This is a genomic window from Streptomyces sp. NBC_01571 (genome assembly GCF_026339875.1).
In the GTDB taxonomy this organism is placed as follows: domain Bacteria; phylum Actinomycetota; class Actinomycetes; order Streptomycetales; family Streptomycetaceae; genus Streptomyces.
In genome coordinates, this window is record NZ_JAPEPZ010000001.1 from 4,039,418 (window position 1) to 4,062,788 (window position 23,371).

Annotated in this window: 18 protein-coding genes; 5 read left to right on the top strand and 13 right to left on the bottom strand. The window is 71.9% G+C overall.

Features of this window, described 5'->3' with window-relative positions; all coding sequences use genetic code 11:
• Window positions 1-126 precede the first annotated feature (126 nt).
• Entirely contained in the window at window positions 127-540 is a 414-nt protein-coding gene (locus OHB41_RS18160) for a rodlin (RefSeq protein WP_266699283.1), read from the bottom strand.
• 249 nt (window positions 541-789) lie between these two features.
• Between OHB41_RS18160 and OHB41_RS18165 the strand changes: the two genes are divergently transcribed.
• Window positions 790-1,200: a rodlin gene (locus tag OHB41_RS18165; protein ID WP_266699284.1), complete on the top strand. Its 411-nt coding sequence runs from the start codon at window positions 790-792 to the stop codon at window positions 1,198-1,200.
• A gap of 359 nt (window positions 1,201-1,559) precedes the next feature.
• A complete protein-coding gene (locus OHB41_RS18170; RefSeq protein WP_266699285.1) occupies window positions 1,560-1,967 on the top strand; it encodes a rodlin in 408 nt (135 codons plus the stop codon).
• A 57-nt stretch (window positions 1,968-2,024) separates the two neighbouring features.
• Here the strand turns inward: OHB41_RS18170 and OHB41_RS18175 are convergent, their stop codons facing one another.
• From OHB41_RS18175 to OHB41_RS18190, 4 genes are all read right to left on the bottom strand, one after another.
• Window positions 2,025-3,944 (bottom strand): AMP-dependent synthetase/ligase, encoded by a 1,920-nt coding sequence (locus tag OHB41_RS18175; protein WP_266699286.1) that lies wholly within the window; start codon window positions 3,942-3,944, stop codon window positions 2,025-2,027.
• Window positions 3,945-4,066: 122 nt separating this feature from the next.
• Window positions 4,067-5,731, bottom strand: a complete 1,665-nt coding sequence (locus OHB41_RS18180; protein ID WP_266699287.1) for a vWA domain-containing protein — start codon at window positions 5,729-5,731, stop codon at window positions 4,067-4,069.
• Window positions 5,732-5,893: 162 nt separating this feature from the next.
• Entirely contained in the window at window positions 5,894-6,757 is an 864-nt protein-coding gene (locus tag OHB41_RS18185) for an ABC transporter permease (RefSeq protein ID WP_266699288.1), read from the bottom strand.
• On the bottom strand, window positions 6,754-9,408 hold the full coding sequence (locus OHB41_RS18190; RefSeq protein ID WP_266699289.1) for an alpha/beta fold hydrolase: 2,655 nt from the start codon (window positions 9,406-9,408) through the stop codon (window positions 6,754-6,756). Before OHB41_RS18190 ends, OHB41_RS18185 begins: the two co-directional genes overlap by 4 nt.
• A gap of 116 nt (window positions 9,409-9,524) precedes the next feature.
• Here OHB41_RS18190 and OHB41_RS18195 point away from each other — a divergent pair, with 116 nt between their 5' ends.
• Entirely contained in the window at window positions 9,525-9,935 is a 411-nt protein-coding gene (locus OHB41_RS18195; protein WP_266699290.1) for a GNAT family N-acetyltransferase, read from the top strand.
• A gap of 3 nt (window positions 9,936-9,938) precedes the next feature.
• On the opposite strand, the gene OHB41_RS18200 is transcribed toward OHB41_RS18195, so the two are convergent.
• The 6 genes from OHB41_RS18200 to iolC form a co-directional block, all read right to left on the bottom strand.
• A complete protein-coding gene (locus tag OHB41_RS18200; RefSeq protein ID WP_266699291.1) occupies window positions 9,939-11,348 on the bottom strand; it encodes an APC family permease in 1,410 nt (469 codons plus the stop codon).
• Between the two features lie 329 nt (window positions 11,349-11,677).
• Window positions 11,678-13,189 carry a CoA-acylating methylmalonate-semialdehyde dehydrogenase gene (mmsA, locus tag OHB41_RS18205; RefSeq protein ID WP_266699292.1) on the bottom strand — a complete coding sequence of 504 codons (1,512 nt, stop codon included), beginning with the start codon at window positions 13,187-13,189 and terminating at the stop codon, window positions 11,678-11,680.
• 14 nt (window positions 13,190-13,203) lie between these two features.
• Window positions 13,204-15,108: a 3D-(3,5/4)-trihydroxycyclohexane-1,2-dione acylhydrolase (decyclizing) gene (gene iolD, locus OHB41_RS18210; protein ID WP_266699293.1), complete on the bottom strand. Its 1,905-nt coding sequence runs from the start codon at window positions 15,106-15,108 to the stop codon at window positions 13,204-13,206.
• Window positions 15,105-15,929 (bottom strand): 5-deoxy-glucuronate isomerase, encoded by an 825-nt coding sequence (iolB, locus tag OHB41_RS18215; protein WP_266699294.1) that lies wholly within the window; start codon window positions 15,927-15,929, stop codon window positions 15,105-15,107. The genes iolD and iolB overlap by 4 nt, the downstream gene beginning before the upstream one ends.
• Window positions 15,930-15,936: 7 nt before the next feature.
• Window positions 15,937-16,851 (bottom strand): Cgl0159 family (beta/alpha)8-fold protein, encoded by a 915-nt coding sequence (locus OHB41_RS18220; protein ID WP_266699295.1) that lies wholly within the window; start codon window positions 16,849-16,851, stop codon window positions 15,937-15,939.
• The gene (gene iolC / locus OHB41_RS18225; RefSeq protein ID WP_266699296.1) at window positions 16,848-17,798 is read right to left on the bottom strand and encodes a 5-dehydro-2-deoxygluconokinase; all 951 of its coding nucleotides are present in this window, start codon (window positions 17,796-17,798) and stop codon (window positions 16,848-16,850) included. Before iolC ends, OHB41_RS18220 begins: the two co-directional genes overlap by 4 nt.
• Before the next feature lie 122 nt (window positions 17,799-17,920).
• Between iolC and OHB41_RS18230 the strand changes: the two genes are divergently transcribed.
• Window positions 17,921-18,850 carry a sugar phosphate isomerase/epimerase family protein gene (locus OHB41_RS18230; protein WP_266699297.1) on the top strand — a complete coding sequence of 310 codons (930 nt, stop codon included), beginning with the start codon at window positions 17,921-17,923 and terminating at the stop codon, window positions 18,848-18,850.
• A 559-nt stretch (window positions 18,851-19,409) separates the two neighbouring features.
• Complete coding sequence (locus tag OHB41_RS18235; RefSeq protein WP_266699298.1) at window positions 19,410-19,610, top strand: helix-turn-helix transcriptional regulator; 201 nt, start codon at window positions 19,410-19,412, stop codon at window positions 19,608-19,610.
• A gap of 250 nt (window positions 19,611-19,860) precedes the next feature.
• Here the strand turns inward: OHB41_RS18235 and OHB41_RS18240 are convergent, their stop codons facing one another.
• A complete protein-coding gene (locus tag OHB41_RS18240; RefSeq protein ID WP_266699299.1) occupies window positions 19,861-20,895 on the bottom strand; it encodes a zinc-dependent alcohol dehydrogenase family protein in 1,035 nt (344 codons plus the stop codon).
• A gap of 42 nt (window positions 20,896-20,937) precedes the next feature.
• On the bottom strand, window positions 20,938-23,130 hold the full coding sequence (locus OHB41_RS18245; protein WP_266699300.1) for an MMPL family transporter: 2,193 nt from the start codon (window positions 23,128-23,130) through the stop codon (window positions 20,938-20,940).
• Window positions 23,131-23,371 lie beyond the last annotated feature (241 nt).

Here is a 23,371-nt window from a genome sequence, read left to right on the forward strand (position 1 = left end):
TGGCGGGACCGAGGCCGCACAAGAGAAGAAACGCTTCCCTGAATTGCCGGGAAGAGCAGCGGGCCGCCCGCGTCGAACGCGACGGGCGGCCCGAGCCTCTTCGAGGCGAAGATTCAGCGGCGACGGTCAGTGGTTGCCGACACCGTTGCCCGACAGGACCGGGATGTCGTCCACCAGGTGCGACAGCGGCTCGTCACCCTTGGCCTGGGTCGAGTTCTCGGCGCACTGCTGGTTCTGCGGGGCCGACAGGACCGGAATGTCCTGGACGGCGACGGGCACGAGGACCCCGACGAGCGAGCCGGCGTTCGCCTTGGCCGGCAGGCCGACACAGAGCTTGTTCAGCGAGCCCTGCGCGAGGCTGAGCTGCGGGCTCATGTTGCCGCCGGTCACCGAGTTGCCGAACGACTGGGTGGCGCCGTTCCCGCTGACCGAGGTCGTACCGCTGTCGTCACCGATGGCAAGCGCCTGGGGCGCGGCCGCCGCCGAGACACCGACGACGGAAGCGGCGACCGCCGCCGCGGCCATTGCCTTCTTGAACATTTCGCGTTCCTTTCCTGGCAGAGACACGTGTTCCTGCCCTGGCATCAACCCGGCGGCCTCGCATTGGTTTCGGTGGTTCACCCGGTTGGCCCGTTCAGCGGACGGTAATGCGCGGGAATCCATGGCGCGCGCGAGCCCGGAGTCCCTCTTCGATGTGCGCCATCGGAGTGAATGGGAGCAACCAAGGACGTCCGCCGCAGTTGACCAGTGCGCTCCGGTGGACGGGGTTTCTCCAGAAGGGACTAGCTAGTGATCAAGAAGGTTATGGCCGCCGCCGCGGTCGCCGCTTCCGTCGTCGGCGTTTCCGCCGCGGCCGCGCCGCAGGCGCTGGCCATCGGAAACGACGGTGGCACGACGTCCACCAGCGGTAACGGTGCCACCCAGTCGTACGGAAACTCGGCGACGTTCGGCAACATGAGCCCGCAGATGGCGCTCATCCAGGGCTCCCTGAACAAGCCCTGCATCGGCCTGCCGGCCAAGGCGAACCTCGGCTCGCTCATCGGCGCCGTGCCGATCAGCGTCCAGGACGTCCCGATCCTGTCGGCTCCGCAGAACCAGCAGTGCGTCGAGAACTCGACCCAGGCCAAGGGCGACGAGCCGCTGTCGCACATCCTGGACGACATCCCGGTCCTCTCCGGCAACGGTACGGGCAACAGGTAATCCCTCTCGCAGTCCTCTTCCTGAGTTCTCGTCAGCGGGCCGCCGAGCATTCGGCGGCCCGTCGGCGTTTCCCGGACCCTTCCGACTCTTCACACATTCGGCTCTTCATGCATTCCCTTCTTTCCTTCTTCAGCTCTTCGGCTTGCCCGCTCCTCAGGCAAATTCCTTTCCCGGCCGCATGGTTCGCCGCGCTTCGGCCGTGGCGTCTTCTTTCAGGGGAGCTCACCGGCGTACACGTGGCGAATCGAGCTCTCCGGGCGCTGCGCCGAATGGGGCACAACCCGAAACCCCGGCGCGGCTACGGCAGTTGATGATCATGCAGCTCCTCCCCAGGAGTCCGCTTTCCGAAGGGAACGAACATGAAGAAGCTGTGGGCAACCGCCGCTATCGCCGCTTCCGTCGCCGGCATCTCGGCCGTGGCCGCCCCCCAGGCCCTGGCGATCGGTGACGACGGTGGCACCACGTCCGTCAGTGGCAACGGAGCCGAGCAGTCGTTCGGCAACTCCGCCACGTTCGGCAGCATGAGCCCGCAGCTCTCGCTGGTCCAGGGTTCGCTGAACAAGCCGTGCGTCGGCCTGCCCGCGAAGGTCAACGCCGGTTCGCTCGTCGGCCTGGTCCCGATCGCCGTGCAGGACATCCCGGTCCTGTCGGCCCCGCAGAACCAGCAGTGCGTCGAGAACTCGACCCAGGCCAAGGGCGACGAGCCGCTGTCGCACATCCTGGACCAGATCCCGGTCCTCTCCGGCAACGGCGCCAACAACGGCTGATCCCCACATCGCGAGGAGCGGGCCGTCGAGCATCTCGGCGGCCCGCTCTTCGCGTGTTCAGGTCCCGTACAGCGCCTCGATCTCGGCCGCGTACGCGGTCGCCACCGCATGGCGCCTGACCTTCAGGGACGGCGTGAGCAGTCCGTTGGCCTCGGTGAACTCGTCCGCCACCAGGGCGAAGGCGCGGATGGACTCGGCCCGCGAGACCGCGCCGTTCGCGTGGTCCACGGCCTTCTGGACATCGGCGCGCAGCGAAGGGTCCCTCACGAGTTCGGACAGCGGGGTGCCGGCGGGACGGCCGCGGACGGCGAGCCAGTGGGCGACGGCCTCGGGGTCGAGGCTGATCAGGGCGGCGACGAAGGGGCGGTTGTCGCCGACGACGACACACTGGCCGACGGGCGGACGGCTGCGCAGCCGGTCCTCCAGGACGGCCGGGGAGACGTTCTTGCCGCCCGAGGTGACGAGGAGGTCCTTCTTGCGGCCGGTGATGGTGAGGTAGCCGTCCTCGTCGAGGGCTCCGAGGTCGCCGGTCGCGAACCAGTCGTCGCGCAGGACGGCGTCGGTCGCCGCGGGATCGTTCCAGTAGGAGCCGAAGACGACACCGCCCCTGACGAGGACCTCGCCGTCGTCGGCGATACGGACCGCGGTGCCCGGGACCGGGAGGCCGACCGTGCCGGGGCGCGGGCGCAGCGGCGGCACGATCGTCGCCGCGGCCGTGGTCTCCGTCAGGCCGTACCCCTCGTAGACGATGACGCCGGCGGCGTAGAAGAACAGATTGAGGTTGCGGTCGAGCGGGGCGCCGCCGCTGATGGCGTAACGCATGCGGCCGCCGAGTTCCCTGCGGATGCGGCGGTAGACCAGCAGGTCGTACAGCGCCCACGCCGCGTACAGGCCGGGGCGGGCGCCCTTGCCCGTCCCCAGGAACTTGTCCAGGCAGGCCTGTCCGAAGCGGACGCCGACGCGGTCGGCGCGGTCGAAGGAGGCCCCGCGGCCGATCCTCTCGGCGGTCGCCCGCCCTGTGTCGTGGATCTTCTCGAAGAGGTAGGGCACACCCACGAGGAAGGTGGGACGGAACTGCCGGAGCGCGGGGCGGAGTTCGTCCGGCTTGATGCTGGGGCAGTGGCCCAGTTCGATCCGGGCCATCAGGCAGGCGACCTGGAGGGTGCGGCCCAGGATGTGGGCGAGCGGGAGGAAGAGGAGGGTCGAGGCGGTCTGGCCGGTGACCTCCTTGAAGATCGGGTGCAGCAGCTCGACCGTGTTGGCGGCCTCGGCGTGCAGGTTGGCGTGCGTGAGGACGCAGCCCTTCGGCCGTCCGGTGGTGCCGGAGGTGTAGCAGACCGTCGCGACCGTGTCCGGGGTGAGCGCGGTGCGGCGTTCGGTGAGTTCCTCGTCGGGGATGTCCCGTCCCTGGGCCACGAGTTCGGACATCGCTCCGGCGTCCAGCCGCCGTACGTCCGGGGGTTCGGGATGCCGGGCGGTGCCGGCGGCGACGGTGGCCGCGTTCTCGGCCGTCTCGGCGATCACGAACCGTGCGCCGGAGTCCCTGACGATCCACTCCACCTGCTCGGCGGAGGAGGTCGCGTAGACCGGGACGGTGAGGCCGCCGGCCGCCCAGATCGCGAAGTCGAGGACCGTCCACTCGTAGCGGGTACGGGACATCACCGCGACCAGGCCGCCGGGTTCGAGGCCCGCGGCGATCAACCCCTTCGCGGTGGCCGCGACTTCGCGGGCGAAGGCCGCCGCGGTGACCGGGCGCCAGGTGGCGCCCTCCCTGCGGCGCAGGACCACGGCGTCCGGGGCCTCGGCCGCGTTGGTGAAGGGCAGGTCGGCCAGGCTGCCGGTGGCGGGCCGGGGCGCGAGCGGTGTGGTGCGCACCTCGCGCACCACACCGCTCGCGTCCCTGGTCAGCTCGGTCTCGGCGCGGGCCGCCAGGTCGGTCCGCCGCCCTGCCCGTTTCAGATCCTTGCGTACGCCCATGACGGCTCCACCAGGTCGCAGGATTCTTACTCGCGGGTCAACTTACCCACTCGTAACGGAAGTTCAATGGTCCGGCCACGAGCGGTCGGGAGCCGCGGGCCGGCGGTCCCCGGCCCTCGCCGTCAGCCCGCCAGTCGGCTCGCCCGCTCGACCGAGTCGGCGAGGTCGCGTACCGCCCCGTCCTCCGTGGCGGACGCCACCGTACGGGCCCGGCCCGCGAGTTCGGACAGAGGAAGGGCGCCCGGCAGCCCGCTCCCGTGGCCGCCACCCGTGCGCAGAGCGTCGGCGAAGTAGGCGGCCACCGCGTCGACCTGGAGGCGGGGTGCGGAGGTCCACAGGTCGCCGTCGAGGGAGCGGGTCTCCAGTTGGCCGGACTCCTCGTGCGGGGCGCGGGTGCGGGGGTCGAGCCAGCGCACGCTCGCGGTGGCGAGGTGGCCAGAGGCGCCGAGGCGGGTGCGCACGGCATAGAGCGCGGTGACCGTGTGGCCGGGACCGATCTCGCCGCCGTCCACCCGGTCGTCCCGGAAGTCCTGGTCGGCCACCTGACGGTCGTCGTACCCGAGGAGCCGGAACTGCCGTACGGTCTGCGGGTCGAAGGCGACCTGCGCCTTGGCGTCGCGGGCCGTGAGGTCGATGTTCTCGGGGAGCTGCTCGCAGAAGACCTTGCGGGCGTCGTCGTCGTTCGAGACGTACGTCGTGTGGCCGTCGCCCTTGTCGGCGAGGCGCTCCATGAGGGCGTCGCCGTACTCGCTGCCCACACCGACGCCGAAGAGGGTGATGCCGTGCTCGCGGCGGGCGCCGGAGATGCGTTCCAGGATGGTGTCCGCGTCGGTCTCCCCCGTGTTGGCGAGGGCGTCGGAGATCAGGACGACCCGGTTGGTGGCGCCCTTGCGCAGGCCCTCGACGGCCGTGTCGTACCCGGTGCGCACCCCCGCGCCGAGGTTGGTCGACTCCGTCGGTTCGAGCGCGTCGATCGCGTCGTGGACGCGGCCGCGGTGGTGGCCGAGTCGGGTCATCGGCAGCACGGTCTCGGCCTCGTCGCTGAAGGTGACCAGGGCGACCGAGTCGTCGTCGCGGAGCTGGTCCGTCATCACGCCGAGGGAGTCCTTGGCGAGGTCGAGCCGGCCGGGTTCGCCCATGGAGCCGGAGACGTCGATGACGAAGGTGAGGGCGGCGGGCGGGCGTTCGCCCTCGCGCGCGGACGTGCGGGTGGCGAGGCCGACCCGGACCAGTGACCAGTCCTCGTCCCGGGTGCGGGCGCCGTCGACGGTGACGGAGAAGCCGTTGCCCTCGGGGCGCCGGTAGTCCTGGCGGAAGCTGTTGACGAACTCCTCGGGGCGCACGGTGGCGGGGTCGGGCAGCCGTCCGTCGGCGAGCGAGCGGCGGGCGTAGCCGTACGAGGCGGTGTCGACGTCGAGGGCGAAGGTGGAGAGGTAGTCGGGGGACTGCGCGATCTCCCTCCGCGCGTCGCCCGTCTGTTCGCCGTCCGGCTCTCCCTGGCCGGAGCCCGAGGTCCGGTTCGGGGCGGGCAGCGGACCCGGGTATCCGCCGGAGCCGTGCGCGCCGTCCGCGGAGCTGTGGCTGCCGTCGCCCCCACTGCAGCCGGAGAGCAGCAGACCACCCGCGAGTACGAGGGCGAGCAGGGTGCCGCGCGGCCGCCACCGACGAACGGGGCGCTCCGACCGCCCGGGGTGTTCCGGCCACCCGGCGTGTTCGGGCCGTCCCGGGTGGGCTGTCCGTCCAGGACACTCCGTCCGCCACGGTCGCCGTATGTGGTCGTTCCCCATCCGTGCCCCCTCGGTGAGTCGCCCGTCGGCCCGTGTACTGGGCCGATGTCAGTGACTGTGACGTCCGAGGGGGCTCCGGCGTGCGCCACGGAGCGTTGCGGATGGATCTCGAAGCGGCCACGAAGGGCGGTCGTCGAGACCGGTAGGTGACGCTCCGGAGATCTACGACACGATGTCCTTGCGCCGGAAACCCCGGAAGGCCAGGGCGAACAGGACCAGCGCGTACGTTACCGAAATCGCCGTGCCCTTGATCATGCCCGCCCACTCCAGCTGCGGCTGAACGGCGTCGGCCCACGCGAACTGCCAGTGCGCGGGCAGGAAGTCACGCCAGTGGCCGAGGGCGGTGACGGCGTCCAGGACGTTGCCCACGATCGTCAGGCCGACCGCGCCGCCGACCGCGCCCAGGGGCGCGTCCGTCTTGGTCGACAGCCAGAACGCGAGCCCCGCCGTGACCAGTTGGGAGACGAAGACGTACGCGATCACCACCAGGAGCCGCTGGGTCGCGGTGCCCGTGGAGAGCGCGCCGCCGGTGGGGATCTCCAGCGGGCCCCAGCCGTAGGCCGCGGTGCCCACCGCCAGCGCGACGACCGGCAGCAGCACCATCGCGGCGAGGCTGAGGCCCAGCGCGACGCTGAGCTTGGACCACAGGAGCCGGGTCCGCGGCACCGGCGCCGCCAGCAGATAGCGCAGCGAGGACCAGCTCGCCTCGGAGGCGATGGTGTCCCCGCAGAACAGCGCGACCGGGATGACCAGCAGGAAGCCGGCGGACACGAACAGGTTCACCGCGGCGAAGTTCGCGCCCGACGCCGTGGCCGTGTCCATCAGTGTGACCTGCCCGTTGCGCGAGCCGGGCCCGCCGCCGATCGCGAACGCGACGACGAGCACGAAGGGCAGCACCGCCAGGATCGCCCCCATGACGAGGGTGCGGCGGCGCTTGAGCTGCCGCAGCAGCTCGACGCGCAGCGGCAGTGTGTGCCGCGGACGGTAGCCGTCCGCGGTCTCGGCCCGCTCGGCGAGCGTGCTCATGCGGCACCTCCGATCAGGGTGAGGAAGGCGTCTTCCAGGCGCCGGTGCGGGCCCACCGACGCCACCGGCACTTCGAGCCGTACGAGTTCCACGACCAGGGCTTCCGCGCTGCCGTCCGCGTCGAGGCGGACCAGCAGCCCGCCCTCGGCGGCGACGGCCGAGGCCACGCCCGGCAGCGCGCCGATCTTCTCGACGACCGGGCCGTCCACGGGGGACCCCGTGCCGACGAGGAGGGTGTCGCCGGAGCCGACGATCTCGCTCACCGGGCCCGCCTGCACCAGCCGTCCGCGGTCCATGACCACCAGGTGCGTGCAGGACTGCTCGACCTCGGCCAGCAGATGGCTGGAGACGATGACGGTGCGGCCCGCCGCGGCGTAGCGGATCATGACCTCGCGCATCTCGCGGATCTGGGGCGGGTCCAGGCCGTTGGTCGGTTCGTCGAGGATCAGGAGGTCCGGCAGGCCGAGCATGGCCTGGGCGATGGCGAGCCGCTGGCGCATGCCCTGGGAGTAGGTGCGGACCGCGCGGGCCAGCGCGTCCCCCAGGCCAGCGATCTCCAGCGCCTCCGCCAGGTGCGCGTCCTCGGGCGGACGGCCGGTCGCCCGCCAGTACAGCTCCAGGTTCTCGCGGCCCGAGAGGTGAGGCAGGAAGCCGGCGCCCTCCACGAAGGCACCGACCCTGGAGAGGACCGGCGCGCCCGGCCGGATCGCGTGCCCGAAGACGCGGATCTCGCCGCCGTCGGGCTTGATCAGGCCCATGAGCATGCGCAGGGTCGTCGTCTTGCCCGCGCCGTTCGGCCCCAGGAGCCCCAGGACCTGGCCTCTTTCCACGCGGAACGACAGGTCGCGTACCGCGTACCGGTCCGCGGACTTCGCGTACCGCTTGCTCAGGTCGGTGATCTGGAGCGGGACTTCGGCGAGGGCCGGGTCGGGCACTCCCGGCGTCATGCGGCGGCGGCCGGTGAGCAGGAGCGCCAGGGCGACCAGCGCGCCGGTCAGGGGCAGCCACCACACCCACGAGGGCAGGGGCGCCGCGGCGGTCCGCACGCCGGGCGCCGTCGGGACCTTCAGGTCGCTCCTCAGGGAGACGGTGTACGTCGCCGGGGCGGCCGGTGAGGCGTAGCCGAGGTCGGTCGAGGCGAGGACCAGCCGCAGCCGGTGGCCCTTCTGGATCTCGTGGTCGATCGCGGGCAGGACGATCGTGACGTCCTTGCCCGCCTTGGCTCCCGTCACCCGCAGCGGGGCCACCAGTTGTGCCGGCAGTACCGGCTGGGTGCCGCCCGGGCCGACGTCGTACACCTTCCCGAAGAGGACCGCGTCGTCGGTGCTCGACGTGACGTGGACCCGCACGGTCGGCGATCCCGTGACGCGCAGGCCGGTACGGACGGGCGCGGAGTCGAACCGCGCGTACTGGCCCGGGAAGTCGAGCGATACGCCGACGCCGAGGGAGGAGAGCTGGGAGAGGCCGCCGGCGCCGCCGAGTCCTGGGAGGGCGGAGATCGCGGGTGGGCTCGCGCCCGCCGGGTTCTGGAAGGTCTGCTTCCGGCCGGTGCCGAGTGGAATCGCGTGCTCGGTGCCCTCCAGGCCGGGGTATGCGTCGCCGCTCGCGCCCTTGAGCTGCACGGCGCCGTCGGTGGAGTCGATGCCTCCGGTGCGGGTGACGCGGAACGCCGGGCCGGTGTGGGCGTTCTTGTCGTCCTTCAGATAGCGGTCGAACCAGGAGCCGACGCGGGCCTCGACCCGGCCGGTCTCCATGTCCCCGCCGTCGTGCCCGCCCGCGATCCAGTCGACGTCCACGGGCGCGCCGTTGGCCCGGATCGCCCTGGCCATGGCGTCGGCCTGGCCGAGTGGGAAGAGGGAGTCGGTCTGCCCCTGCATGATCAGCGTGGGCACCTTGATGCGGTCGGCGACGGCGGACGGGGAGCGGGCCTCGAGCAGGGCACGGGCCGCGGCGTCCGGCTTCCCGGCCTCCGCGACCCGGTTGTACATGGCGCACAGCTGCGGCTCGAAGTGGGAGCAGCCGCCGCCGGAGTTGATGAAGATGCCGGCCCAGAGCTTCTTGAAGACGCCGTTCGGGAAGAGGGCGTCCGCCAGGTTCCAGTACGTGATCGACGGGGCGATCGCGTCGACCCGCGGGTCGTGCCCGGCGGCCAGAAGCGAGACCGCTCCGCCGTACGAGGCACCGGTGACGCCCACACGCGGGTCGCCGGCCTTGTCGAGCCGGACCTCGGGGCGCGTGGCGAGCCAGTCGACGAGCCTGGAGACGTCGGCGACCTCGCCCTCGGGGTCGTTCAGTCCGATCCTGCCGCTGGATCCGCCGAAGCCGCGCGCCGACCAGGTGAGCACCGCGTACCCGTCGCGGGCGAGCTTCTCGGCCTCCTGCCGGACGTCGTCCTTGCTGCCGCCGAAGCCGTGCCCGATCAGCACGGCGGGGCGGCGGCCGGAGCCGGCGGTGAAGTACGAGGTGTCGACGCGCACCCCGCCGCCCATGGCCATGACGCGGTCGGTGCGGTGGACGGCCGGTCCGTCGTCCGAGGCCACAGCCGTCCACGTGCCGGCGCCGGCGAGCACGACGACGGCGGCCGCCGCGGCTGTCCACCGTCGCCGCTTGCGCGGTGCGGCCCCGCGCAGTCGGGGCAGTCGAAGATCCATGCGTCAACGGTACGGGCCGCCGCCGGCAACCGATGCCGCCGCCGGTCTGAACCCTCGCCCCTCCTGCGGGAGTAGACGTCGGCTCCGGCGTACCGCGCCCGTGGTACGAACGCCCCATGGAGATTCGCCGCGCCACCTCCGTCGCCGAACTCGTGGCGGCCGAGCACCTCTTCGACCACGCCGTTCGCCCCGAGTGGGCCCGGCGCTTCCTGGACTCGCCGGGGCATCACCTGTTCCTGGCCCACGAGGACGGCGGCGCGGTCGGTTTCGTCAGCGGTGTCGAGACCGTCCATCCTGACAAGGGCGCCGAGATGTTCCTGTACGAGCTGGCGGTCGCCGGGCCCTTCCGGCGGCGCGGGACCGGTCGGGCGCTGGTCCTGGCGCTCGCCGCGCTCGCCCGCGCACGCGGCTGCTACGGGATGTGGGTCGGTGTGGACACCGGGAACGACGTCGCCCTTGCCGCGTACCGCAGTGCGGGAGGCAAGGACGACGGGACGTGCACGGTGGTGACGTGGGACTTCACATGACGGTCAGGCCTGCGCGTCCTCGGGGATCGACACCAGCCAGCGGGTCTCGCGGCGCGGTCGCAGGTAGAAGGCCCAGTAGAGGGTGGCGACGGCCGTGATGCCGCCGGTCCACACGAGGTAAACCGTCTCCTGCCGGCTGAGGATGTAGGCGAGGACGGTGATCAGCAGGACCGGCACCGCGGGCCACAGCGGCATGCGCCAGGCGGGGGTGTGGGCGTGGCTGCCGCGCCGGGCGAGCAGCGCGGCGACCGCGACGAGCAGGTACATGGCCGTCACGGACACGCCCGTGACGCCGTACAGCGTGTCCAGGTTGACGAAGCAGAGGGCGGCACCCGGAACGCCCACGAGGAGGGTGGCGACCCAGGGCGAGCCGAAGCGGCCGAGCCGTGAGAGGCCCCTGTTGACCGGTCCGGGCCAGGCCTTGTCGCGGGCCGAGGCGAACAGCACCCGGGAGTTCTGGATGACCATGACGATGCCCGCGTTGATGATCGCGAGGGCGACGCAGAGGCTGACGAAGGTGCCGACGGCGGAGTTGGACCAGGCGGTGACCATGGTGCTGATGTCGCCGCCGGTGAGGGCCGCGAGGTCCGGGGCGCCCATGGTGATCGCGACGACCGGCACCAGGATGATCACGGACGAGATCGCGAGGGTGGCCAGGACCGTACGGGCGACGTTGCGGCGCGGGTTCTCCAGTTCCTCGGAGAGGTAGACCGCGGTCGAGAAGCCCTGGGTGATGAAGAGCGCGATGGCGAGTCCGGAGACCACCAGCATGGCCGTCACGGTGTCCGTGTGGCCGCCGGAGCCCGCGATCTGCATCGAGACCAGGCTGCCGGCGCCCCGCTGGCTGTGCGCGAAGCCCAGGACGGCCACCACGGCCGCCGCGATGACCTCCAGGACCAGGAAGACACCGGTGATCCAGGCGTTGGCCCGCAGGTCGAGCAGGCCCGCGAGGGTGGCCAGGAGCATCACGCCCGCACCGGCAAGCGACGCGTTGAGGTGCACGATCGGTGCCAGGTAGTCCGCGGTGCCCATCGCGATCACCGGCGGCACGATCATGACGACGAGCAGGGAGAGCACGAAGACCAGCCAGCCCGCGAGCCGGCCGGCCAGCGTGGAGACCATGGCGTACTCGCCGCCCGCGCTGGGGATGAGGGTGCCCAGCTCCGAGTAGCAGAACGCGACGGCGATACAGAGCAGCGAGCCGATCGCGATGGTGAGCGCGGTCGCGGTGCCGAGGGACGAGAACAGGTCGGGCACGACCACGAAGAGCGTGGAGGCGGGTGTCACGCAGGAGAGCGTGAGCAGGGTGCCTCCGACGATGCCGATGGAGCGCTTGAGCTTCTGGGGGCTGTCGGAGGCCGTGGAGGCGGTGTCCGGGGCAGCGGTCTCGACAGGGCGGAGCGTGTCGGTCATGGAGCGGTTCCGATCGACTCGTGCGTCAGAAGACGACTCGTGCGTCAAGTGATTCGGTCGGGAGCGCTATCGCCTCCGGCGGCTCGCGTCGTACATCTCTTCTCTTCGTCCGCTCCCGGTTGGACCGAATGGAACCCCGACGAAAACCGTCGCGTCAATGGGTGTTTACCTACGGAATCCGCACCCGTAAGACCGTCTCAACGTTCATCGGGGCGCAACAGGTCAAGCGGAGGAGTGCCTTGGCTCACTACGGGAACCGCAGCACCCGCACAGAAAAAAGTGAGGCCGTCCGCTATACGGACGGCCTCACGGGTCTTGTGCGGGGGTTCTCAGTGGTTGCGCGGGAAGCCCAGGTCGACGCCGGACGGCGCTTCCGACGGGTCCGGCCAGCGGGTCGTGACGACCTTGCCGCGGGTGTAGAAGTGCGTGCCGTCGTTGCCGTAGATGTGGTGGTCCCCGAAGAGGGAGTCCTTCCAGCCGCCGAAGGAGTGGTAGCCGACGGGCACCGGGATCGGCACGTTCACGCCGACCATGCCCGCCTCGATCTCCAGCTGGAAGCGGCGGGCCGCGCCACCGTCCCGGGTGAAGATCGCGGTGCCGTTGCCGAAGGGCGAGGCGTTGATGAGGGCGACACCCTCCTCGTACGTCTCCACGCGCAGCACGCACAGCACGGGGCCGAAGATCTCGTCCCGGTAGGCGTCCGCGGTCGTGGGCACCTTGTCGAGCAGCGAGAGGCCGATCCAGTGGCCGTCCTCGTACCCCTCCACGGTGTAGCCGGTGCCGTCGAGGACGACCTCGGAGCCCTGCGCCGCCGCGCCGTGCACGTAGGACGCCACCTTGTCGCGGTGCGCCGCCGTGATCAGCGGGCCCATCTCGGAGGCCGGGTCGTTGCCGGGACCGATCTTGATCTTCGCGGCGCGCTCACGGATCTTCTCGACCAGCTCGTCGCCGATCGCGCCCACCGCGACGACAGCGGAGATCGCCATGCAGCGCTCACCGGCCGAGCCGTAGGCGGCCGAGACCGCGGCGTCGGCGGCCGCGTCCAGGTCGGCGTCCGGCAGGACCAGCATGTGGTTCTTGGCGCCGCCCAGGGCCTGGACGCGCTTGTGGTGCGCGGCGGCGGTGGTGTGGATGTAGCGGGCGATCGGCGTCGAGCCGACGAAGGACACGGCGGCGACGTCCGGGTGCTCCAGGAGCCGGTCCACCGCCACCTTGTCGCCGTGCACGACGTTGAAGACACCGTCGGGCAGGCCGGCCTCGGCCAGCAGCTCGGCGAGCTTCATGGCGGCCGACGGGTCCTTCTCCGACGGCTTCAGCACGAAGGTGTTGCCGCACGCGATGGCGATCGGGAACATCCACATCGGCACCATGGCCGGGAAGTTGAACGGCGTGATGCCCGCGACGACGCCCAGCGGCTGCCGGATCGAGGCCACGTCGACCCGGGAGGCCACCTCGGTCGACAGCTCGCCCTTCAGCTGCACGGTGATCCCGCACGCCAGGTCGACGATCTCCAGGCCGCGCGCGACCTCGCCGAGCGCGTCCGAGTGCACCTTGCCGTGCTCGGCGGTGATCAGTTCGGCGATCGCGTCCCGGTTGGCGTCCAGCAGCGCCCGGAACTTGAAGAGGATCGTGGTCCGCTTCGCCAGCGAGGACTGGCCCCAGGTCGCGTAGGCGTCCTTCGCCGCGGCGACCGCGGCGTCCACCTCGTCCACGGTCGCGAACGCGACCCGCGTGGTCACGGCGCCGGTCGCCGGGTCGGTGACCGGTCCGTACGTACCCGACTCGCCCGCGGCGTTCGCGACGGGCTTGCCACCGATCCAGTGGTCGACGGTCTTCGTCATGGCCAAGAACTCCTTCACAGATGGCGGCGTCGGGCGGCGACGTGCCGGTCGTACTCCTCACGCGCCTTGACCGCCGACGCTCGGGTCGCGGTCTCGGCCACGGGTACATCCCACCAGGCTTGGGCCGGGGGCGCGCCCGACACTGTGTCTGCCGTTCTGGTCTCCACGTAGACACAAGTGGGAGTGTCCGCGGCGCGCGCCTCGGCCAGGGCCGAGCGCAGGTCACGGACGGTCTTCGCGCGCAGCACGCGCATGCCGAGGCTGGCCGCGTTGGCGGCGAGATCGACGGGCAGCGGGGCTCCCGTGTACGTGCCGTCCTCGGAGCGGTAGCGGTACGCGGTGCCGTACCGCTCGCCGCCCACGGACTCCGAGAGACCGCCGATCGAGGCGTAGCCGTGGTTCTGCAGGATGAGGACCTTGATCGCGACGCCCTCCTGCACGGCGGTGACGATCTCGGTCGGCATCATCAGATACGTGCCGTCGCCGACCAGCGCCCACACGGGGCGGTCGGGTGCCGCCAGCCGGACGCCGATCGCGGCCGGGATCTCGTAGCCCATGCACGAGTAGCCGTACTCGACGTGGTACTGGTCCCGCGACCGCGCCCGCCACAGTTTGTGCAGGTCACCGGGGAGCGAACCGGCCGCGTTGATCAGGATGTCGTCGTCGGTGACCAGCTCGTCGAGGACGCCGAGGACCTGCGGCTGGGTGGGCCGCAGATCGATGTCCTCGGCCTCGAACGCCGCGTCGACCCGGTACTCCCAGCGCTCCTTGTCGTCCGTGTACTCGGTGACGTACCCGGGCTCGGCGTGGTGCTCGTGCAGCAGCAGCGCCTCGGTGAGGGCCTCGATCGCGGCCCGCGCGTCGGCGACCAGCGGTATCCCGGAGAGCTTGTGGCCGTCGTAGGGCGCGATGTTGAGGTTCAGGAAGCGGACGCCCGAGGCGGTGAAGAGGGTGCCGGAGGCGGTGGTGAAGTCGGTGTAGCGGGTGCCGACGCCGATCACCAGGTCGGCCGTGCGGGCCAGCTCGTCGGCGGTCGCGGTGCCCGTGTGGCCGATGCCGCCCACGTCCTGCGGGTGGTCCCAGCGCAGCGATCCCTTGCCCGCCTGGGTGGAGGCGACCGGGATCCTGGTGGACGCGGCGAGTTCCGCGAGCGCCTCCTCGGCACGGCTGTGGTGCACGCCGCCGCCCGCGACGATCAACGGGCGCCGGGCCCCGCGGATCGCCGTGACGGCGGCGGCCAGCTCGACCGCGTCGGCCGCCGGTCGGCGCACGGTCCAGGTCCGCTCCGCGAAGAACTCCGCCGGCCAGTCGTACGCCTCCGCCTGCACGTCCTGCGGCAGCGCGAGCGTGACGGCGCCGGTCTCGACCGGGTCGCTGAGCACGCGCATGGCCTGCAGGGCGGCCGGGATCAACGCTTCGGGGCGGGTCACCCGGTCGAAGTACCTCGACACCGGGCGCAGACAGTCGTTGACCGACACATCGCCCGCGTAGGGGAGTTCGAGCTGCTGGAGCACCGGGTCCGCGGGGCGGGTCGCGAAGGTGTCACCGGGCAGGAGGAGCACCGGCAGGTGGTTGATCGTCGCGAGCGCGGCACCCGTGACGAGATTGGTCGCGCCGGGGCCGATGGACGTGGTCACGGCGTGCGCCGACAGCCGGTTGCTCTGCCGTGCGTAGCCGACCGCCGCGTGAACCATGGACTGCTCGTTGCGACCCTGGAGGTACGGCATCTCGTCCGGGTACTCGACGAGCGCCTGGCCGATCCCGGCGACGTTGCCGTGGCCGAAGATGCCCCAGGTGGCGCCGATCAGCCGCTGCCGCTCGCCGTCCCGCTCCGTGTACTGCGCGGCCAGGAACCGCACCAGCGCCTGCGCGACCGTCAGCCTGATCGTCGTCGGCTCCTCCGCCGTCGGCTCTGTCATCGGTAGCCCTCTGTGCTTTCTACGTGTCCCGGGTGGAAGCAGATCCGCCATTCCCTCTCCTCGCCCGGTCCGGCCATCACGTTCAGGTAGTACATCGTGTGGCCGGGCTGGGCGATGGACGGACCGTGCCATCCGTCGGGGACGAGCACGGCATCGCCGGTGCGGACCTCGGCGAGGACGTCGGTTCCGCCCTCACGCGAAGGGAATACGCGCTGATAGCCGAATCCGTTCGGGCCGTCGATCTCGAAGTAGTAGATCTCCTCGAGCTCGCTCTCCTCCCCCGGCCGGTGCTCGTCGTGCTTGTGCGGCGGATACGAGGACCAGTGGCCGCCGGGGGTGATGACCTCGACGGCGATGAGCTTGTCGCAGTCGAAGGCGTCGGCCGAGGCGAAGTTGCGCACCTGACGGGCGCAGCTGCCGCTGCCGCGGTCTTCGACGGGAACCTCCGGCGCGGGGCCGTAGCGGGCGGGGAGTCGGCGCTCGCACTTCGCTCCTGCCAGGGCGAAGCGGCCTCCCGCGCCGGAGGCGATCTGTGCCCGGGCGTCTCGGGGCACGTACGCGAAGTCGGTGACCCCCGCGAACACGCTTTCCCGACCCAGGATTTGGAACTCTTCGTCCTCTGTGCGCACCGTACAGGCGCCGTTCAGCGGAAGCACGATCCACTCGCTGTCACCGGTGGTGAAGATGTGCGTGCCGCCCGGCTCCAGCTCCACCACGCGCAGGCTGCTGTGGGTCCAGCCGGCCCGCTCGGGGTCGATGTCGACGGCGTACAGCCCTCCAGCAGTGGCGCCCTTGGGGACGTACAGGTCGTTGCTCGTCATCGGATCCTCACAACAGTCCTACGGCGGTGTCCACCGCGGCGGTCACATCGCCGTCGGCCGGGTACAGCAGCGAGCGGCCGACGACCAGGCCCTGCACGGTGGGGAGCTGGAGCGCGCCGCGCCACTTCTCGTACGCGCCCTCCTGGTCCTCGCCGACGTCGCCGCCGAGCAGCACGGCGGGCAGGGTGGAGGTCTCCATGACCCGGGCCATGTCGTCCGGGTTCTCGGTGACGGGGACCTTCAGCCAGGTGTACGCCGAGCTGCCGCCCAGGCCACTGGCGATGGCGATGGACTTGATCACGGCGTCGGCGCTCAGATCGTTGACCAGTTTGCCGTCCGCACGGCGACGGGAAAGGAACGGTTCCACGAAGACCGGGAGTTGACGCTCCGCCATCTCGTCTATCGCGCGGGCGGTGGACTCCAGGGTGCGCAGCGAGCCCGGGTCGTCGTAGTCGATGCGCAGCAGCAGCTTGCCCGCGTCGAAGCCGAGCCGCTCGATGTCCCGGGGGCGGTGGCCCGTGAAACGGTCGTCCAGCTCGAAGGAGGCGCCGGCCAGGCCGCCGCGGTTCATCGAGCCGAGGACCACCTTGTGGTCCAGGGCACCGAGCAGCAGCAGGTCGTCGAGGATGTCCGCGGTGGCGAGCACGCCGTCGACGCCGGGGCGGGAGAGGGCGAGGCAGAGCCGCTCCAGCAGGTCGGCGCGGCTCGCCATGGCGAACTTGCGGTCGCCGACGGCGAGTGCCCCGCGGGCCGGATGGTCCGCGGCGACGATCATCAGCCGGCCGGTGTCGTCGAGGAGGGGCCGGCGCGGGCGGCGCGCGGCGGCCTCGGCGATGGCCTCGGGGTGGCGGGCACGCAGTTGGACGAGCGCGGCGACGTCGACGTCCAGGGGGCCCTCGTGGCCCACGCGTCCCGCCCTCATCGGACCGCTCCCGCCGCGAGCGCGTCCTCGACCTCTTCGGGAGTCGGCATCGCGGAGGAGCACTCCAGCCGGGAGGCGACGATGGCGCCCGCGGCGTTCGCGTGCCGCATGATCCGTTCCAGGTCCCAGCCGGACAGCAGGCCGTGGCAGAGGGAGCCGCCGAAGGCGTCGCCGGCGCCGAGGCCGTTGAGGACCGTCACCGGGAGGGGCGGGACCTCTGCGGACGTGCCGTCGCGGTGGACGGCCAGGACCCCCTTGGGTCCCTGCTTGACCACGGCGAGTTCGACACCGGCGTCGAGGAGGGCGCGGGCGGCCGCGTGCGGTTCGCGCGCGCCGGTGGCGATCTCGACCTCGTCGAGGTTGCCGACGGCCACGGTGGTGTGGCGCAGTGCCTCGGCGTAGAAGGGCCGGGCGGAGTCCGGGTCCTTCCAGAACATGGGACGCCAGTCGAGGTCGAAGACCGTCGTGCCGGACCTGGCACGGTGGGCGAGCGCGGTGAGCGTCGCCGTGCGGCTGGGCTCCTCGCTCAGGCCGGTGCCCGTCATCCAGAAGATGCGCGCCTCGCGGACGGCGTCCAGGTCGAGGTCGTGGGCGTCGAGCTCCAGGTCCGGTGCCTTGGGCTGCCGGTAGAAGTACAGGGGGAAGTCGTCCGGCGGGAAGACCTCGCAGAACGTGACCGGGGTCGGCAGCCCGGCGACCGGGGTGACCCAGCGGTCGTCGACGCCGAAGTCGCGCAGCGCCTCGTGGAGGTACGTGCCGAAGGGGTCGTCGCCCGTGCGCGTGATCACCGCCGTGTTCCGTCCCAGCCGGGCCGCCGCCACCGCGACGTTCGTCGCCGAGCCGCCGAGGAACTTCCCGAAGGACGACACCCTCGCCAGCGGGACCCCCGTCTGCAACGGATACAGGTCCACACCGATCCGTCCCATGGTGATCAGGTCGTACGCCATCGAGTTCCCTTCGCTTCGGCCTCCCCAAGGTCTAGCCCCGCGCGGGACGCCCTGTCAACGGTTTGTCCAGACATTCGGACCAGGCCTTGACACCTCACCGGGGCCGTCGGAAGCTGACGCCCATGACGTCGTTGTCACCGCAGACATCACCCCAGTCCTCACTGTCCCGCATCCGGATCGGTTCGGCTCCGGACTCCTGGGGCGTGTGGTTCCCCGACGACCCGCGACAAATCCCCTGGCAGCGCTTCCTCGACGAGGTCTCCCAGTCCGGATACGAGTGGATCGAACTGGGCCCGTACGGCTATCTGCCGACCGACCCGGCCGTCCTCAGGGAGGAGACCGCACGGCGCGGGCTCACCGTGTCGGCCGGCACCGTCTTCACCGGGCTGCACCGCGGGCCGGAGGTGTGGGACGCCACCTGGGCGCACGTCTCCGACATCGCGGCGCTCACCCAGGCGATGGGCGCCGAGAACCTCGTCGTGATCCCGGCCTTCTGGCGGGACGACAAGACGGGCGAGGTACTGGAGGACAGCACCCTCACGCCCGCGCAGTGGCGCGATCTGACCTCCCAGACCGAGCGCCTCGCCCACGAGGTCCGCGAGCGCTACGGGCTGCGGATCGTCGTCCACCCGCATGCCGACACGCACATCGACAGCGAGGAGAACGTCACCCGTTTCCTCGACGCGACCGACTCGTCGCTGGTGTCGCTGTGCCTCGACACCGGGCACTACGCCTACTGCGGCGGCGACAGCGTCAAGCTCATCGAGACGTACGGGGAGCGCATCGGGTACCTGCACCTCAAGCAGGTGGATCCCGCGATCCTGGCCGAGGTGCGGGCGAACGAGGTGCCGTTCGGGCCCGCCGTCGCCCGGGGTGTGATGTGCGAGCCGCCGTCCGGCGTACCGGCGCTGGAGCCGGTGCTCGCCGCCGCGCAGAAGCTCGACGTCGACCTCTTCGCGATCGTCGAGCAGGACATGTACCCGTGCCCGCCGGACAAGCCGCTGCCGATCGCCCAGCGGACCCGGGCGTTCCTGCGCTCGTGCGGCGCCTGACGACCTCCGGGACTCCGCGAGGCTCGTAGACGGGCTCATAGTCGGGGCGGGCGGGGGCCCGGGGCCCGTAGTCGGGGTGGGCGGGGGCCCGGGCGCCCGTAGTCGGGGTGGGAGCGGGAGCCGCGTGGCCCGTGGACGAGGGCTGGGCCGGGAACCGAGGGCGGGGGGCCGCGGGGCCTGAGACGGGGGCGGCGGGGGGCCGCCGGGCACTTCCGGTCGAGGCCGCGTGGCACCGGCCGCGGAAGCCGCGTGGCGCCGCCGGCGGAAGCCCCGTGGCACCGGCGGCGGAAGCCCCGTGGCACCGGCCTGCGGAGCCCGTCCGGCCCCACCCCCCTCTCGACGCTCCCTCCCATTGCGTCACCTGTGTCACAAATGCCACCTTCCTGTCACACATGTCCCGTGTACGCGGGTCTTCCGTCACACCCGGTCGACAAGCACTGCCCTGCTCTCACGCCGTGTCGTTCACCGGGCACAGGCTTTGTGATCACCAGCGCAGCGCCCGGCTCCCCCGACGGCCGCCCCCGGCCGCCGCCGTGGCGCGCGCAGGGAGGTGCCACTCATGACCGACCGAAGGCTCTGGTCGTACAAGGAGATCGCGGCGCACATCAAGGTGCAGCCGGACACCGTGCGGTCGTATCGCAAGCACGGGCTGCTGCCCCCTCCTGACCATGTGGAGGGGGGGAAGCCCTACTGGTACGCGGACACGGTCCGCGCCTGGGTCGCCTCCCGCCCGGGGAACCGCGGCCGCAGATCCGACTGACCGACCGGGCACGACGCCCGCGGTCCCCGCCCCTGTCCCCGCTCCACCCCTGTCCCCGTCCTGTCCCGCCCGTCCACTGCTCCCGTCCATGTCCCGGCCCGTCCACTGCCCCCGGCCTGTCCCGCCCCGCCCGGTGTCCATCGGACGGGGCGGGACAGGTGAACTCCGCTTCTCTCCCCCGCCTTGTACGGTCCCGAATCCGGGCGGGGGGGCGGGGCCGTCCCTCGCCGTCACCCCGCGACGGACCCGCTCAGTTCCACGGCTCGATGACCGTCACCCCGGTCCCGGGCGCCGTCCCCATCGCGGCCAGCGCGGCCGGTGCTGCGTCCAGCGGCAGGGTGGACGTGACCAGGAGGTCGGGCCGGAGGACACCCGCGCGCACCAGCTCCAGCATCCGCGGGTAGGCGTGCGCCTGCATCCCGTGACTGCCCAGCAGTTCCAGTTCGAGGCCGATCACCCGGCCCATCGGAACGGCGGGGGCCTCGGGCAGCAGACCGACCTGGACGTGACGCCCCCGGCGGCGCAGTCCGTTCACCGAGGCCGCGCAGGTGACCGGGGAACCCAGCGCGTCGAGGGAGAGGTGGGCGCCGCCACCGGTCAGTTCACGCACCGCCTCCGCCGTGTCCCCGGCCCGCGCGGCGTCCACGGTCTCCACCGCACCGAACGTCCGGGCCAGCTCCAGCGCCCGGGGCGAGACGTCGACCGCCACGACCCGTGCCCCGGCCGCCGCCGCGATCATCACCGCCGACAGGCCCACACCCCCGCAGCCGTGCACCGCGACCCGCTCCCCCGCGGCCACCCGGCCCTGCGCGACCACCGCGCGGAACGCCGTGGCGAACCGGCAGCCCAGCGCCGCCGCCGTCGAGAAGGACATCTCGTCCGGCACCGCCACCAGGTTCACCTCGGCGTGCTCCAGCGCCACGTACTGCGCGAAGGAGCCCCAGTGCGTGAATCCGGGCTGGGTCTGCCGCTCGCACACCTGCTGATCGCCCGCCGCGCAGGAGGGACAGCTGCCGCAGGCGCAGACGAACGGGACGGTGACCCGGTCGCCGGCCCTCCAGCCCGCCACCCGCGCGCCCACCGCCTCGACGACTCCGGCGAGTTCGTGGCCCGGCACATGGGGCAGGGTGATGTCCGGGTCGTGTCCCATCCAGCCGTGCCAGTCGCTGCGGCACAGCCCGGTGGCCTCGACCCGCACCACCACCCCGTGGTCGGCGGGCACCGGGTCCGCCACCTCACGGACCCCGGCCGGCTCCCCGTACCGCTCGAACACCACTGCCCGCATCCGTCCCGCCCTCCGCCCGAAGATCACCTTCCGGGGTGAACGCTAGCCGCGCACCTCGACCCTGTCCCGGTCCCGGTCGTCCGTCTTCTCGCTCGGGCTGCCGGGTTCCCCGCCCTCCGTGACTGCCGGCTCCCGTGTCTCGCCCTCGCTGAGCCCGAACCGGTCGTGGAAGCGGCGCAGTGGCGCGGGCGCCCACCAGGTCGCGCGCCCGGTGAGGCGCATGACGGCCGGGACCAGCAGGCTGCGCACGACCATCGCGTCCATCAGGACGGCGAGCGCGATGCCCAGTCCGAGCATCTTGGTGTTGGTCACGCGCGAGGTGCCGATCGCGACCATGACCACCGCCAGGATGACCGCGGCGGCGGTGATCAGTCCGCCGGTGCGCTGGAGGCCGAAGCGGACCGACTCCCGGTGGTCGCCCGTGCGGTCGTACTCCTCCTTGATGCGGGAGAGGAGGAAGACGCCGTAGTCCATGGACAGTCCGAAGGCGACGCAGAACATCAGCACCGGCAGGGTCGTCTCGATCGATCCCGGGCTGGTGAAGCCGAGCAGGCCGGAGAGGTGGCCGTCCTGGAAGACCCAGACCACCGCGCCGAACATCGCCGTCAGACTGAGCGCGTTGAGGAGCACCGCCTGGACCGGGATCAGCACACTGCCCGTGAGCAGGAAGACCAGCAGCAGCGTGACGATCGCGATGAACACCGCCGCCCAGGGGAGCCGGTCGGCTATCGCGTGCTTGGAGTCGACCAGGACCGCAGCCGTGCCGGTCACCGCCGTGCCGAACGGGGCGTCCGTCGCGCGCAGTTCACGCACCAGGTGCTGGGCCCCGTCACCGACGGCCTCGCCCTTCGGCTGCACCGTGAAGTACGCCGCGTCGCCCTTCACCAGGGGTCCGTCCACCCGCAGCGCCTCGGGGAGGGCGGCGATACGGCTTTTGTAGGACGCGTACTGCTCCTCGGTGGCCGGGCCCTCCGCGAGGATCTCCAGCCCGCCGCCGGGGCTGCCCGGGAAACCGTCCCGGATGTGCTGCTGGACGACATGGGACGCTGCGCCCGAGGGCAGCTGCCGGTCGTCCGCGGTGCCGAACTTCACGCCCAGGAAGGGCAGTCCGAGGACGATCAGCCCGACGGTGGTGGCCACCGCGAAGAGCGGTGCCCGGCGCATGACGAGGGAGGCCATGCGTCCCCAGGCCGCACCGTCGCCGGACGTGCGCGGCTCGCCGCGCCGGAACAGGCGCCGCAGGTCGAGGGAGTTGACCCGGTGGCCGAGCAGCACCAGGGCCGCCGGGAGCAGGATCAGGGCGGCCGCCGCGGCCAGCAGCACCACCGCGGTGCCCGCGTAGGCGAAGGACCGCAGGAAGTACTGCGGGAAGAGCAGCATCGCGGCGAGCGACACCGCGACCGTGAGGGAGGAGAAGAGAACCGTGCGGCCCGCCGTGCGCAGGGTGGTGCCGACAGCGGTCACCGGCTCGGCACCGGCCGCCAGCTCCTCGCGGAACCGTCGGACGATGAACAGGGCGTAGTCGATCGCGAGGCCGAGCCCGAGCGCCGTCGTGAGGTTCATCGCGAAGACCGAGACGTCGGTGAACTCCGTGAGACCGCGCAGGACGGCGTTCGTGCCCAGGATCGCGACGATGCCGAGACCCAGCGGCAGCAGGGCCGCGATCGCGCTGCCGAAGACCATCACCAGCAGCACGAGGGTCACCGGCAGGGCGATGAACTCGGCCCGGGTCAGGTCCTCCCGGATGGTCGTCTGCATCTCGTGCTGCACGGCGACGGGGCCGCCGACCTTGATCTCGACCGGGCCGTGCGTGCCCCGGTAGGAGGGCGCGAGACGGTCCAGGGTCTCGCTCGCCGTCTTCTCGTCGCCCGTGATCCGTGCGGCGATCAGTGCCTCGTGGCCGTCCTCGGCGCGCAGCGAGGGGGCGCCCGACGCCCAGTACGAACCGACTCCCGTGACACCCGGCTCGGTGGCGAGCCGTGCCGCCAGCCGCTTCGCCTCGGCCGCCGCCGAGGGAGCGTCGACCGTGGCGCGCCCCGAGTCGACCAGGAGCAGCAGATTGGGCTGGGAGGCGGGGAACTCGCGCTCCAGCGCCTTCGTCGCGTACGTCGACTCGGCGGTCGGGTCCTGCCAGCCGCCGCTGCCCAGCCGGTCGGCGACCCCGCTGCCGGCGACCACCGCGAGGGCGGTGAGCAACAGCGCGACGAGCAGGGACAGCCGGGGCCGCGCGGTCACGAACCGGGTCCATCCCCCCACCCGTGGACCGCCGCCCGTCCGCGCGCTGTCGCCCTTCCGCGCGCTGTCAGCCGGCCGGGGACGGTGGCCCGCGAGCGCGGCCTCACCCGTCGGCGGAGCACCGTCCGCAGCGTCCCCGCCTCGCGCGCCCCTCCCGCGCTCCGCGCCCCTGCCCCGGTCCTGATCTGCGCTGTTGACTTCGGTCATCGCGCGGTGTCCCCTTCACCGTGACCCTGTGTCC